15 protein-coding genes and 1 pseudogene are annotated in these 12794 nt (G+C 68.6%); 12 read left to right on the forward strand and 4 right to left on the reverse strand.

Going from position 1 to position 12794, the window contains the following annotated elements; genetic code table 11:
* Positions 1 to 116: 116 nt before the first annotated feature.
* On the reverse strand, positions 117 to 821 hold the full coding sequence (locus D7V77_RS34645; RefSeq protein ID WP_233597414.1) for a hypothetical protein: 705 nt from the start codon (positions 819 to 821) through the stop codon (positions 117 to 119).
* A 129-nt stretch (positions 822 to 950) separates the two neighbouring features.
* On the opposite strand from D7V77_RS34645, the gene D7V77_RS34650 reads away from it, so the two are divergent.
* The 3 genes from D7V77_RS34650 (at position 951) to D7V77_RS34660 (ending at position 4173) form a co-directional block, all read left to right on the forward strand.
* The gene (locus tag D7V77_RS34650) at positions 951 to 2084 is read left to right on the forward strand and encodes a sensor histidine kinase (RefSeq protein WP_120580545.1); all 1134 of its coding nucleotides are present in this window, start codon (positions 951 to 953) and stop codon (positions 2082 to 2084) included.
* Positions 2081 to 2881 carry a LytTR family DNA-binding domain-containing protein gene (locus tag D7V77_RS34655; protein ID WP_120580546.1) on the forward strand — a complete coding sequence of 267 codons (801 nt, stop codon included), beginning with the start codon at positions 2081 to 2083 and terminating at the stop codon, positions 2879 to 2881. Before D7V77_RS34650 ends, D7V77_RS34655 begins: the two co-directional genes overlap by 4 nt.
* Positions 2882 to 3012: 131 nt before the next feature.
* Positions 3013 to 4173 (forward strand): serine hydrolase, encoded by a 1161-nt coding sequence (locus D7V77_RS34660; protein ID WP_120580547.1) that lies wholly within the window; start codon positions 3013 to 3015, stop codon positions 4171 to 4173.
* A gap of 3 nt (positions 4174 to 4176) precedes the next feature.
* Here the strand turns inward: D7V77_RS34660 and D7V77_RS34665 are convergent, their stop codons facing one another.
* A complete protein-coding gene (locus tag D7V77_RS34665) occupies positions 4177 to 5070 on the reverse strand; it encodes a LysR family transcriptional regulator (protein WP_169819559.1) in 894 nt (297 codons plus the stop codon).
* Positions 5071 to 5174: 104 nt separating this feature from the next.
* Between D7V77_RS34665 and D7V77_RS34670 the strand changes: the two genes are divergently transcribed.
* The 7 genes from D7V77_RS34670 to D7V77_RS34700 all read left to right on the forward strand — a co-directional run bounded on the left by D7V77_RS34670 (position 5175) and on the right by D7V77_RS34700 (position 8727).
* Entirely contained in the window at positions 5175 to 5780 is a 606-nt protein-coding gene (locus D7V77_RS34670) for a glutathione S-transferase family protein (RefSeq protein WP_120580549.1), read from the forward strand.
* Positions 5781 to 5966: 186 nt separating this feature from the next.
* On the forward strand, positions 5967 to 6305 hold the full coding sequence (locus D7V77_RS34675; RefSeq protein WP_120580550.1) for a helix-turn-helix transcriptional regulator: 339 nt from the start codon (positions 5967 to 5969) through the stop codon (positions 6303 to 6305).
* A complete protein-coding gene (locus D7V77_RS34680; RefSeq protein ID WP_120580551.1) occupies positions 6302 to 6868 on the forward strand; it encodes an SRPBCC family protein in 567 nt (188 codons plus the stop codon). Before D7V77_RS34675 ends, D7V77_RS34680 begins: the two co-directional genes overlap by 4 nt.
* 10 nt (positions 6869 to 6878) lie before the next feature.
* Entirely contained in the window at positions 6879 to 7295 is a 417-nt protein-coding gene (locus D7V77_RS34685; protein ID WP_120580552.1) for a DoxX family protein, read from the forward strand.
* Positions 7292 to 7723, forward strand: coding sequence for a DUF1801 domain-containing protein (locus D7V77_RS34690; protein WP_120580553.1), 432 nt, complete (start codon positions 7292 to 7294; stop codon positions 7721 to 7723). The genes D7V77_RS34685 and D7V77_RS34690 overlap by 4 nt, the downstream gene beginning before the upstream one ends.
* Before the next feature lie 51 nt (positions 7724 to 7774).
* Positions 7775 to 8269, forward strand: a complete 495-nt coding sequence (locus D7V77_RS34695; protein ID WP_120580554.1) for a hypothetical protein — start codon at positions 7775 to 7777, stop codon at positions 8267 to 8269.
* Between the two features lie 11 nt (positions 8270 to 8280).
* Positions 8281 to 8727 carry a hypothetical protein gene (locus D7V77_RS34700; RefSeq protein ID WP_120580555.1) on the forward strand — a complete coding sequence of 149 codons (447 nt, stop codon included), beginning with the start codon at positions 8281 to 8283 and terminating at the stop codon, positions 8725 to 8727.
* A 25-nt stretch (positions 8728 to 8752) separates the two neighbouring features.
* Here the strand turns inward: D7V77_RS34700 and D7V77_RS34705 are convergent, their stop codons facing one another.
* Positions 8753 to 9514, reverse strand: coding sequence for an SDR family oxidoreductase (locus D7V77_RS34705; protein WP_120580556.1), 762 nt, complete (start codon positions 9512 to 9514; stop codon positions 8753 to 8755).
* Between the two features lie 163 nt (positions 9515 to 9677).
* Here D7V77_RS34705 and D7V77_RS34710 point away from each other — a divergent pair, with 163 nt between their 5' ends.
* Entirely contained in the window at positions 9678 to 10406 is a 729-nt protein-coding gene (locus D7V77_RS34710) for an AraC family transcriptional regulator (RefSeq protein ID WP_233597415.1), read from the forward strand.
* Positions 10407 to 10420: 14 nt separating this feature from the next.
* Here D7V77_RS34710 and D7V77_RS34715 read toward each other — a convergent pair whose 3' ends face one another.
* Positions 10421 to 12325, reverse strand: a complete 1905-nt coding sequence (locus tag D7V77_RS34715) for a bifunctional UDP-sugar hydrolase/5'-nucleotidase (RefSeq protein WP_120580558.1) — start codon at positions 12323 to 12325, stop codon at positions 10421 to 10423.
* Positions 12326 to 12396: 71 nt separating this feature from the next.
* Here D7V77_RS34715 and D7V77_RS45125 point away from each other — a divergent pair.
* Positions 12397 to 12649: pseudogene (locus D7V77_RS45125) on the forward strand (IS5/IS1182 family transposase); the annotation flags it as partial.
* Positions 12650 to 12794: the final 145 nt, after the last annotated feature.

Genomic DNA, 12794 nt, shown 5'->3' on the forward strand with positions numbered 1-12794 from the left:
TCACGTACGAGGTCGCAAGCGAGCCGAAGCCGCGTGGTTGCTCGCACTCGTCGCCCACAACCTCCTGCTCGCCATAGCGCAAGGCTGGTTCGACGAGTCGGAAGGCTCATTTCTTCTCACGCCCTGAGCCCTCCCTGGACGGGAGCCCGGAGGGTCAGCGCGGCACGCATTGGCAGCCCCATGGGCGTCCAGAGGGCACCGGCCTCCACGTTGCCGCCGAACATGCTGGCGAGCTTGTTGTTCGCGTCTTCGGCGGTGTTGATCTCCAGGGTGACCGCGCGCAGCCCCAGGCCCACCGTCAGTTCGCCATCCAGGAAGCCGCGAGCGAGCTGGAACTGGAAGCGGGTCATGCTCAGGTTGAGGAGCCGTCCATTCGCGTCCTGTCCCAAGGCATAGGTCTGCAGTGACGCGGCGCCGCCCAGTCCCCAGGGGCCCCACTGAATCAGTCCGCCAATCTGGGTGAAGATGAAGTCGTCATTGGCGAAGCCCACCGAGCCGTTGTTGTCGAAGTCGCTGGCGCGCAGCGAGCTGGGAAACGTGAAGGCCAGCGACAGGTCGTAGTCGACGTGCTTGGACGAATAGAGCGAGCGCACGGCCGGAGCCGCCGTGTTGACGCTGATGCCCTCGACGCCCTCGGCGATGGGGGCATACGCGCCGGCAAGGCCGGACACCCGCACCGGCGCCAGCACCGGGCCCTGGTACACGTCGATGGCGTAGTTCGAGCTGGTGAGCGGTGGGGTGTCCGCGAGCGCCACACCGCTGGAGAGCATGACGGCCACGGCCGCGAGCCGGGCGAGGGAGGAGGGACGGGGAGAGGCCATGGCGGAGCGAGCTCCCGCGAGAATACATGGCCCCTGGCGAGGCGCCGTCGTCCCGTTCGCTGCAACCCGGAGCCCTTTGGCTGCACCCGTCCGGAAGTGGACCCGCTTCGGGCGTAGACTCCACCGGCCGTGGAATCCACCTCTCCCGCCGCGCCGTCCGTGCTGCTGCCACTGCTGCGTCGCGTGCCGCTGCTGATGCTCGTCTGCGCGGTGCCGGGCGTCGTCACCGCGCTCCACACCTGGGTCTATGCCCAGGCCCGGGAGCCGGGCTACCCGCTCAGCCGGGCGCTGCTGGTGCAGGTGCCGCAATGGCAGTACTGGGCATTCGCCACGCCCTTCATCCTCGCGCTCGGACAGCGCTTCCGACTGGAGCGCGGCGTCTGGCCCCGGAGCCTCGCGGTCCTCCTGGCCGCGCTCGTCGCGGTCATGGTCCCCTACGTGAGCATCATCTACTTCGCCGCCCGGGCCACGGGAGAGACGTGGCTGCTGGAGAGCACCTGGGCGCGGATGCTGCCCTTGATGATGGCCAAGTACAGCGTCCTGTCCCTGCTCATCTACGGCGGCATCCTCGCCATCGGTTACGCCGTGGACTACCACCGCCGCTTCCGCGAGGGAGAGCTGGCCCAGGCCCACCTGGAGACGCGCCTCGCGCACGCGCAGCTGGACGCCCTGCGCGCACAGCTCCACCCGCACTTCCTCTTCAACACGCTCAACGCCATCTCCGTGCTGGTGCGCAAGCAGGACACCGCCGGCTCCATCCGCATGCTCACCGGCGTCAGTGAGCTCCTGCGCATGGCCCTCCACACCACGGGCCGCCAGCAGGTCCCCTTCCACGAGGACGTGGACTTCCTGGAGCGCTACCTCGACATCGAGCAGACCCGCTTCCAGGACCGGCTCCAGGTGGTGCGCGCCATCGACCCGGCAACGCTGGGCGCGCTCGTGCCCAGCCTCATCCTCCAGCCCCTGGTGGAGAACGCCATCAAGCACGGCATCGCCACCCGCTCCGGTCCGGGACGCGTGGAGCTGCGCGCCGCGCGCGAAGGAGCCCGGCTGGTGCTGGAGGTGCTCGACGACGGCCCCGGGCTCGCACCCGGCTGGGACCGCCAGGACGGACGCATTGGCGTGGCCAACGTGCGCGACCGCCTGCGACAGCTCTACGGCGACCGCCACGTCTTCACGCTGGAGAACCGCGCCGGGGGCGGCGTGCGCGCCCGCCTGGAGCTGCCCTTCCAGGCCGCCGTGCCGGAGGCGCTCGGGGCATGAACGCGGCCGCCGCCATCCGCACGCTCGTCGTGGATGACGAGCCCCTGGCTCGCGAGGGACTGCGCCTGCTGCTGGCCGCGGATCCAGAGGTCCGCGTGGTGGGCGAGGCCGGCAACGGGCCGGAGGCGGTGCGCCTCATCCGCGAGCACCGGCCAGACCTGGTCCTGCTGGACGTGCAGATGCCGGAGCTCAACGGCTTCGAGGTGCTCGCGCGGCTGGCTGCTGGCGAAGTGCCCGCCGTCATCTTCGTCACCGCGTATGACCAGTACGCGCTGCGCGCCTTCGACATCCACGCGCTCGACTATCTCCTCAAGCCCTTCCGCGACGACCGCTTCCACGACGCCATTGGCCGCGCCAAGGCGCAGATCCGCATGGCGCGGATGTCCGACCTCAGCCAGCGGTTGATGTCCGTGCTCTCCACCTACGGCGAGCGAGACAGCACGCCCGCTCCGCCGCCCACGCCGCCCGAGCCGTGGATGCGCCGGCTGGCCATCCGCGACGCGGGCCGGGTGGTGTTCCTCGACGTGGACGAAATCGAATACATCGAGGCCGCTGACTACTACGTGCAGATCCACGCGGGCGGGAAGGCCTACCTCCACCGCGAGACGATGCAGAGCCTGGAGGAGCGCCTGGAGCCGGAGCGCTTCATGCGCATCCACCGGTCGGCCATCGTGAACGCGCGCAGCATCCGCGAGCTGCGCAGCGAGGGTCGCAGGGACCTGGTCGTGGTGCTCACCTCCGGCGCGGAGCTGCGAGTCGCTCGCAGCCACCGCGAGAAGTTCCAGCACCTGCGCTGAAAGTCGCGCTGCCCGTTCGCCGCACGGGCGGGCCGGTTCGCCGCGAGGCAGTCCCCGCCGGCTGAACACTTTCCCCGCGAGCCATTCGCGCGGGCACGGTGCCGTCCGCTCACTCCCCACGGAGGCACTCCATGCCCGCGTCATCCGCCCTGGTCCCGCGCCAGAGCATCCTGAGGTTGTCCGCCCTCGTCCTGGGCACGCTGTTCGCGGTGGCACCCGCGAGCGCCGCGCCGAACGCGTCGTATCCGCTCCCGCCTGCCTCCTCACGCCATGAAGCACAGGTCCAGCAGGCGCGGGCCTTCGCCCAGAAGTTGCTCAAGGACTTCCAACTGCCGGGCCTCTCCGTGGCCGTCGCGCATCGCGGACAGGTCATCTGGTCCGAAGGCTTTGGCTACGCGGACCTGGAGCAGGGCATCCCCGTCACCCCACTGACCCGTTTCCGCGTAGGCAGCGTGTCCAAGGTGCTCACCGCCGCCGCGGTGGCCCGTCTGGTGGAGGAGGGGAGCTTGAACCTGGATGCCCCCATCCAGAAGTACGTGCCTGCCTTTCCCGTGAAGCCATGGCCCATCACCACGCGCCAGCTCACCGGGCACCTGGCGGGCATCCGTCACTACCTGGACCGGGATGAAGCCATCTTCCAGGAGGCAAGGCACTTCAGCAGCCTCACCCAGTCCCTGGGCCTCTTCCAGGACGACGCGCTGCTGTCCGAGCCCGGAACGGTCTATGCGTATTCCAGCTATGGCTTCAACCTGGTGGGCGCCGTGGTGGAGGGCGCCGCGCACGAGGAGTTCCTCCGCTACATGCAGCGCGCCGTCTTCGAGCCGCTGGGCATGCGCCACACCGGGGCGGATCATCCCCACCAGCTGATTCCCCACCGCACGCGCTTCTATGCGAACGGCACGGAGGGCAGCCACCAGCATGCCGCCCGCGTGGACAACAGCTACAAGTGGCCCGGCGGCGGCTTCCTCTCCACCGCCGAGGACCTCGTCGTCTTCGGCTCCGCGCACCTCCAGCCCGGCTTCCTGCGAAAGGAGACGCTGGCCCTCCTCTTCACCTCGCAGAAGCTCAAGTCCGGCAAGGAGACGGGCGTGGGCCTCGGCTGGCGCATCGGTGTCTCCGCGCAGGGACGGCGCATCCTCCACCACCGGGGCGCTATTGAAGGCGGCCGCGCGATGCTGATGCTCTTCCCGGACTCCCAGCTCGTCGTGGCCCTGCTGGGCAACACCTACGCGGACTTCGCGGAGGAGCAGGCCGCGCAGCTGGGGGAGATCTTCAATTCCGCGCCCCGGTGAGCCCTACGTCCGCTTCCGGCCACGGGGCTTCAACGGCGCCGGCTCGGCCAGGGTGGCAAGGGCATCCACGAAGAGCCGGACCTTGGGGGGAAGGTTCAGCCGGCTGGGATAGACGACGTGGATGGGCCGCATCGACGCGGGCCGGGGGCCGAAGAGGACCTTCAGCCGGCCGTCCCGGATGGCCTCCTGGCAGAGGATGTCCGGCACCCGCGCGATGCCGACCCCGGCGATGGCCGCGTCGCACGCGAGCTCGCTGTCGTTCACCATCAGGACCGGATCGATCCGGGACTTCACGCCCTCGGCCTCCCACGTCTCGAACGCACTGAATCCAATGCAGCGCGCGGCCCCAAGCTCCCTGGCGGCCGGGATGCCGTGCTTCGACAGGAAGCGGGGGCTCGCCACGAAGCGGACCGCGCCCTCTCCCAGCTTTCGCGCCACGAGCGACGAATCATTGAGCGGGCCGATGTGGATGGCGACGTCGAACCCCTCTTCGATGAGGTGGACACGGCGGTCCGCCAGCACCAGCTCCACCCGCGCCTGGGGATAGCGGCCGAGGAACTTCGAGATGACCGGCGTGAGGTAGCGCCGGCCGTAGAGCACCGGCGAGGAGACCCGGATCAGGCCGGTGGGATCCGCCTTGCCCTGCTGCACCTCGCTGTTCGCTTCTTCGATGAGCGCGGCGATGGCGGCGCAGCGCTCGGAGTACGTCACGCCTGCTCCCGTCACGCGCAGTCGCCGCGTGGTCCGCTCCAGGAGCCGTACGCCCAGCCGCTCCTCCAGGTGGCGGATGCGCTCGCTGACGGTCTGCTTGGTGATGCCGAGCTTGAGCGCCGCGCGGGTGAAGCTCTCCTCGCGGACGACTGTCGCGAAGAGGAGCATGTCGGCCGGTGGAATCATGGCCGTCAAGATTAACCTGACAATGAGTTCGTCTGGGGCCGCATTGTCCGGGCACTCCGGCGGACGCATGGTGTGGCCTCACGCAACCCACAGGAGTGCCACCCATGAAGCTCTACTTCGCCCTCAGGACCCGAGCAGTCCGTCCCCGCTGGCTGCTGGAGGAACTCGGCGTGCCCTATGAGCTGGTCAGGCTCGACCTGGCCCGGCAGGAGAACACCACCCCTGAATACCTGGCGGTGCATCCGCTGGGAGACCTCCCCGCCCTGGTGGATGGGGACGTCACGCTGCTCGAGTCCCTGTCCATCTGTCTGCACCTGGCCGACCGGTTCCCGGAGAAGCATCTGGCGCCGCCGGTGGGGAGCGCGGAGCGCGGTCCTTATTACGGCTGGATGGTCTTCGCTGAGTTGAGCCTCGACCCCCTGGTGATGGAGTTCTACCGGGACGCGCAGTCGCCGGTGGCGCGCGAAGTCCCGGAAGGGGAGGCCGCGAAGCTCAGGACCCGGCTCACGGCCGCTCTCGACCTCATCCAAGAGGGACTCGGAGGCCGTGAATTCCTCGTGGGTGAGGCCTTCACCGCCGCCGACGTGGTGATGGCTTCCATCCTCCACCTGGCGAACACGCTGATGCTGCTCGACGGGTATCCGGAACTGGTGGCGTACGTCAGGCGCCACTCTCAACGCCCCGCGGTGCGCAGGGCGGTCTCTGGGTGATCCGCTACCAGGTCTTCGCGACCGCGAGCGCCTCGTTGAAGTCCAGGCCGTTGACCCGCATCACCGCGAGCCAGTTGGTGAGCGGTGGCGAGGCGCGGTGAGCGGTGGGGACACGACCGCACGCCTGCTTCCCAGGAGGTGTCGTATGAATTGACAGGTATATGGCTTGATGGGTATATACGACCCATGGATTCAACGTTCGCGATCATCGCGGAGCCGAACCGCCGGGCCATCCTCAGCCTGCTGGCGGCGTCGGAGCACTCCGTCGGCGAAATCGAGCACCAGCTGCGGATGCCTCAGACGTCGGTGTCCAAACACCTCCGCGTGCTGCGCGACGCCGGCTTCGTGGAGTCGCGCGTCGACGCTCAACGGCGCGTCTATCGCATCCGGCCGGAGCCGCTCATGGAGGTCGATGAGTGGCTCACGCCATTCCGGCGCTTCTGGACGCTCCACGTGGACGCGCTCGAACGCCATCTCGACCGGATGGACCAGGAACCCGAACCCAAGAAGGGAAAGAAACGATGAGCCACCGTGCGAAGTACACGCCCGGCCCCGCGGCCGGAGCCAGTGTCCAGAAGGCAGGCGACAAGTGGACGCTCGTTCTCGTCCGGGACCTGCGTCATCCCCCGGCGAAGGTGTGGAAGGCGCTGACCGACCCCGCGCACCTGGCTGAATGGGCGCCGTTCGACGCGGACCGGAACATGGCCAGCGTGGGGCCGGTGAAGCTCTCCACGGTCGGTGCGCCGACGCCCATGGTCGCCGAGACCACCGTGAGGCGGGCGGAGGAGCCGAAGCTGCTCGAGTACAGCTGGGGGCAGCAGGACCTCCGCTGGGAGCTGGAGGCGACGGGCGTTGGCGGCACCCGGCTCACGCTCTGGCACAACATCGACCGGGGCTTCATCTCGTGGGGCGCCGCGGGCTGGCACATCTGCTTCGACGTGCTCGAGCAGCTCCTCTCGGGCGACCCCATGGGGCGCATCGTGGGGCCCGATGCGATGCAGTACGACTGGCAGCGCTTGAACTCCGAGTACGCGGAGCAGTTCGGGGTCCAGAGTCCCACCTGGAAGGCCAGCAACTCGAAGGAGTGAGGAACACCCCATGGAATCGACCCTGCCGAAGCCGGCGCTCGTCGCCGCCAGGACGTCCCCCAAAGCCGTGACCATCACCTTCTGGATCGCCACCGCGCTCTTCTGCCTGGAGATGGGCTTCACCGCCTACGCGCAGTTGAACCTGCGAGATGCGGCGGAGGGGTTCACCCGGCTCGGCTTCCCCAGCTACTTCCGGGTGGAGCTGGCGTGGGCCAAGTTGCTCGGAATCCTGGTGCTGCTCGCACCGGTGCCGGCGCGCCTCAAGGAGTGGGCCTACGCCGGCTTCGCCATCAATCTGGTCTCGGCGCTCATCGCCCACTTCGCGGTGGGAGATGGCCCGGAGGCGTGGGCCTTCGCTGCGGTCACCGGCGTGCTCTGGGTGCTCTCGTACGGCTCCTGGCGCAGCCTGCAGGCGGGGCGGGCATGAAGAAGGCCGTCGCGACGGAGTCCGCGTCCAAGTTGATCGACCAGCGGATCCAGGACCTGGGGGACTGGCGTGGGAAGACGCTCGCGAAGGTGCGCGCGCTCATCCACGCAGCGGACCCCGAGGTCGTCGAGGAGTGGAAGTGGATGGGGACCCCTGTCTGGTCCCACGACGGCATCATCTGCACGGGCGAGTCGTACAAGGCCGCCGTCAAGCTGACGTTCATCAAGGGGGCCGCGTTGAATGACCCTTCAGGGCTCTTCAACTCCAGCCTCGACGGGAACGTCCGGCGCGCCATCGACATCCACGAAGGCGACAAGATCAACGAAGCAGCCTTCAAGGCGCTCATCCGCGCCGCGGTGGTGCTCAACCTCGAAGGCAAGAGCAAGCCGAAGGCCTCGCGAGCGAAGCGCAAGCCAACTCCGAAGTAACTGTGAGAGGCTTACCGGACGGCCGCATCCCCCTCCGCAGGAGAGCCTCCGATGCTTCGTCCCGCTGTCCGGAAGCCTTTCATCCCGTTGACCCTGGCCACCGTGCTGATGGCGCTCGGTGTCCTGCTCATCGCGCCGCCCGCCTGGGCGGAGAAGCCCGCGAAGCCCACGTCCCGGCCCGCGGACCGGCACTACATCCGCAAGGTCGACCAGTCCTCCGTCGCCAAGGACAAGAACACCGTCATCGAGTCGCGGGTCGATGTCAGCCGGGATGTGAAGGACATCAACGACGGCAAGGCCAAGAAGGGCAGCGATTCGGGGACCGTGACCTGGACGCTTGGCGGGCGGACCTATGGGGCCCATGACAATGGTACGCTGTATCCCATCCGTGGCACCGGGTTCCATGAGCTGAACCGCTCGGCCTTCAAGGCATTGGGGGTCTACAACAAGTTTGACGACACCCCGCGCGCCAAGGAGATCCTGGACAAGATGGGCACGTCCCAGGGCGACAGGAACGCCGCGCTCAAGGCGCACAAAGCGGGTTGAGAGGGAGAGCCATGCAGCCGGAAAGACAGGTTGTCGGATTCATCGCGCGGGGTGCCGTGGAGGAAGGACGCCTCTTCGACAGCATCGGCCGCGCGCTCGGTCTCCCTCCCGAAGGTGTGGCGCGCTTCGACGTGGACGGCCCCTCGGATGCGGCGGTGCTCGTCGAGACCGCGCTCCGGTCCAAAGGCTTCCGCACGGATGTGACCCTCTACGTCGATGTCTCCCGCACTCGAGAGTCCTCGGGGCTCACGTCGGTGGAGGTGGCCACCCGGGTCGCCGCACTGCTTGGCGAGGAGCTCCTTGTCTCTCCTCCCGCGGACGACCCGGCGGTCGCCACCTCCTGGTTCCTCGTCACGCCCGAAGGCAATCGCTTCCGGGCCAGTGAAGCCTCTTCCGGCCATGACGAGGACGACGAGGACTCCGTCGATATCGACCGGGCCTCCCTGCGTCCCCTGTAGCGGTATCGGGGCGGGGGAGCCCGCGTCACCAGGGAATGACGCCCTGGTCGTCCGAGTAGGTGCCCGTGGGGCCGTCCGGTCCGAGGAGCGCCATGCGCACGGGCGCGCGCGCGGCCTGCTCGACGGTTCGGGTACCCTGGAAGTTGTTGAGGTCCGTGGCGGTGAAGCCCGGGCACACCGCGTTCATCTTGATGCGGGTCGACTCCAGGTCCAGGGCGAAGGCGAGCGTGATGGCGTTGAGGGCCGACTTCGACGACGAGTAGACCCCGTACATCGCGCGGTACGGGTTCGCCGGGTCCGAGTTGTTCGTGAGCGAGCCGACCCCGCTCGAGACGTTGACGATGCGCCCCGCCGGCGCTTCCCGAAGGAGCGGGAGCATCGCTTGCGTGACGGCGATCACTCCGAACACGTTCGTCTCGAACACCGCGCGGAACTCGTCGAGCGGCGCGACGGTCGCACGGCCCGCCTTCGCGCGCTCCGCCAGCGGCTGGCCCGGCTTGGGCGCCTGCCTGCCCGAACGGGCGATGCCCGCGTTGTTCACGAGCACGTCCAGGCGACCCAGCTCCTGTCGGATGCGCTCCTCCGCGGCGGAGATCGACTTCGCGTCCGTGACGTCGAGCGCGAGCGCACGGGCGTCACCGGCGATGGTCTTCGCCGCCGCCTCGCCACGGGCGAGGTCACGTGAGCCGACGAGCACCGTGAAGCCGTGCGCGGCGAGGTCCTTGGCGATCCGCAGGCCGATGCCCTTGTTTGCCCCGGTGACGAGGGCGACTTGTTTGTCGTTCATGCCCGGGGAGATACGGGGGCAGGTGCCACGCGCGCTTGGCGCTTCTTGGCGGAGATTTCGTGCCAAGAAACGCCAAGCCAGGGCCGCCGAAGCTCCTTACACTGAGGGGATGTTCACCCTCGACGCGCTCCCGGTCTCGGTCCCTGGCCTCCGGGCCGTGCGCATGACGACCGACCTGCTTCGCGTCGGCATGAAGGAATTCCACGCGTCCATGCGCATCGAGCGCGGGCGCAGCGAGTGGTGGGGGCGTGGCCGGGTCTGGACTGGCGGGCCCGGTGAGATCCACCTGAAGCAGCCGGGCGACGTGCACCGCGACGTCGCGCACGACGGGACAATGACCTACCAGGCCGTCGTGCTGCCCGAGCGCGACATCGAGCGCATCCGCCATGAGGGGAAGGTCGTCGCGCATCCCCACTTCAAGCCCGGCGACGAGCGGGGCCTTGCCTTCCAGCGTCTCCACGACGCGGTCGCCGCGGGCGCGGATCGCCTCACGCTGGAGGTCGCGGTGGTCGAAGCCGTGGAGGCGTTCACGGTCTTGAGGGGCGCCACTCCGGACCACACGCGGCCGGTGCGACGGGCGATGGAGTACCTCCGCGAGCGCGTGGGGGACGCCATCACGCTGGATGACCTCGCGGACCATGCCGGCTACGACAAGTTCCATCTCTGCCGCGCGTTCCGCGCCCAGGTCGGGATGCCGCCGCACGCGTACCTCACGCACCTGCGCATCGCATGGGCGAAGGTGTTGCTCGAAAGCGGCCTCCGGGCGTCGGAGGTCGCGACGCGCGTCGGCTTCTACGACCAGAGTCAGCTGAACCGCCACTTCCGGCGCATCGTCGGAACGACTCCAGCGCGATACGCGAGCACGAGGCCGGAGTGGCGCATCCAGGCGTAGCCGCTCGATGAGCCCTAGGGCAGCAGGGTGATGCGATTGAGCGCGGGGGCGGGCAAGGGGCTCGCCATACTGCTGTGCGCCTTCAGGTATGCCTCCAGCGCGTCGCTGTCCACGGCGCCACCCAGCCGGTTCGTCCCCTCGGCGAACACCGGGAAGCCATCACCCCCACTCGCGAGGTAGTTGTTCGCGGTGACGCGGTACTCCGCCGTCAGGCTCACTGGCACGCCGTTGATCCGGATGGACGCCGGGTCGACGCGGCTTCCGATGGGCGCCGACGCGCTGAACGCATAGGTGAAGCCCGCCGACGGAAGCAGCATGAGGGTGGCTCCCGACGGCCGCCACTGCCGCTCCAGCAGTTGCTCGATTTGCGCGCCCGTCAGCGTCAGGGTGACCAAGCTGTTGCCGAACGGCTGCGTGGTGAAGGCCTCGCCGTAGGTGACCTCGCCCTGGGCGATGTTCGCGCGCATGCCGCCCGGGTTCATGAAGGCCACCTGCGCCCCACCCAGGTTCGCGGGCTTCGTCGCCTCCAGATGCGAGTCCGCGATGACGAAGCCCAGGGTGGACTGGCCCGCGGAGTCCGTCTGTGTCCTGAGCGTCTGCGACACCCATCCGATGACCCGGTTGGCCCTCGGCGTGACGAGCTCCTGGTACTTCGTCACCAGCTCCTTCACCGCGCCGACCTCCTGCACGTCGCGAGTGACGATGACGTTGTTCGCTCGCGCCTCCACGACGTCGCCCGTCGCCTTGCTCAACGTCAGGTCGATGTCCGTGACGAGCTGCCCCATCGACGAGGCGCTCGTGACGACCTTGCCATCGATGACGCAGTTGTAGGCCTGATGCGTGTGGCCGCTGACGATGACATCCACCGCGTCGTTGAGGCCCTTGGCCAGGCCCACGATGGCACCTGAGATGAGGCCGTCCGCACCCGCGCCCTTGCATTCGTTCACCAGCGAGCCCGAGGTCGGAATTCCGCCCTGGTGCACCACCACGATGATGGCTTCGACGCCCTGCCGCCGCAGCTCCGGCACCAGCGCGTTCACCGTCTGCACTTCGTCCTTGAAGGTGAGCCCCGCCACGCCCGTGGGTATGACGCTTTCCGGCGTGTCCTCCAACGTCATGCCGATGAAGGCCACCTTCACGCCCTCGAACTCGCGCACGTCGTAGCGGGGGAACAGCGTGCGGTCCACGCCCGTGGCCACGTTGGCCGCCAGGAACTTGAAATGCGCGCCCGGGAAGCCATCCCCGTCCAGGCAGCCATCCACCGGGTGGCAGCCGCCCGACTGCATGCGCAACAGCTCCGTGCTGCCCTCGTCGAACTCGTGGTTGCCCACCGCGACCAGGTCCAGGCCAATCAGGTTCATCGCCTCGACGGTGGGCTCGTCGTGGAAGAGCCCCGACAGCAGCGGGGAGGCGCCGATGAGGTCTCCCGCCGCTACCACCACCGTGTTCGGATTGGTGGCCCGCAGGGCCGCGATGTGCCGGGCGAAGTACGTCACGCCGCCCGCGTTCACCCGCACCGGTCCACCGTCGGGGGCCACGCCCGTCAGAATCTGGCCCGCGGGGGCCTCGAGCTGTCCGTGGAAGTCATTGAACGCCAGCACCTGCACGCTCACCGTGGTGGGACCCGCGTCGGGCGTCCCCGAGTCGGGCATCCCCGAGTCGGGCGTCCCCGCGTCCGTGCCGGAATCCGGGGGCGGCACCTGGACGGAATGCTGCTCACAGCGCTTGTCCTCGCAGACCCACTCCGTGTTCGAAGCCGGCGGTCCCTTGTCTTCACGGCAGCCGGCGGCGTCCTGGCACTCGTCACCTCCGCAGCCGCCATGGGCGAAGAGGAACATGCCGGTGACGAACGCTCCGGCGAGCAGGAAGACGCTGGGACGCGCTCCCTGAAGTGACGAGCGCGGTGTGGCTTGTGGCATCGACGGAACTCCAACGAACAGGGAGGGGGAACCTACTCTGGTTCGTGGACGATGGCGCGACTTCATGGCGGCACGGCGCATCCGGCAAGGGGCGCAGCGTCACGATGAGCGGCTCCATCAGCGCCTTCGCTCACGTCTGCAGTCGCGCGCGGGCCGCGCACGACTCCGCGAGCGTGTCGGCGTCGAGCATCGCCTGGCTCATCTCGCCAACCGCCAGGGCCCGAAGGCCCGTTACAGAGGCACGCGCAGCAACTCTTTGACCTCAGGCGACTCTCGGTCGTCCAAAACCTCGAGGTCGCCGCGCGTTACCAACTCGCAGCGTGACCTGACCTGTTCGGCGCTCTAAGTAGGTCGCCAGAAGTTCCGAGACAAATCCGGGTCGCATGCGCAGTTTCTGGAGCATGCGACCGGCAAGGAGCCCTGCCGAGCTGGGGCTGACAGCATACGACATGCGGAAGCTGGAGCGGGC

Origin of the sequence: Corallococcus sp. CA041A, assembly GCF_003612075.1 — a bacterium.
In the GTDB taxonomy this organism is placed as follows: domain Bacteria; phylum Myxococcota; class Myxococcia; order Myxococcales; family Myxococcaceae; genus Corallococcus; species Corallococcus exiguus.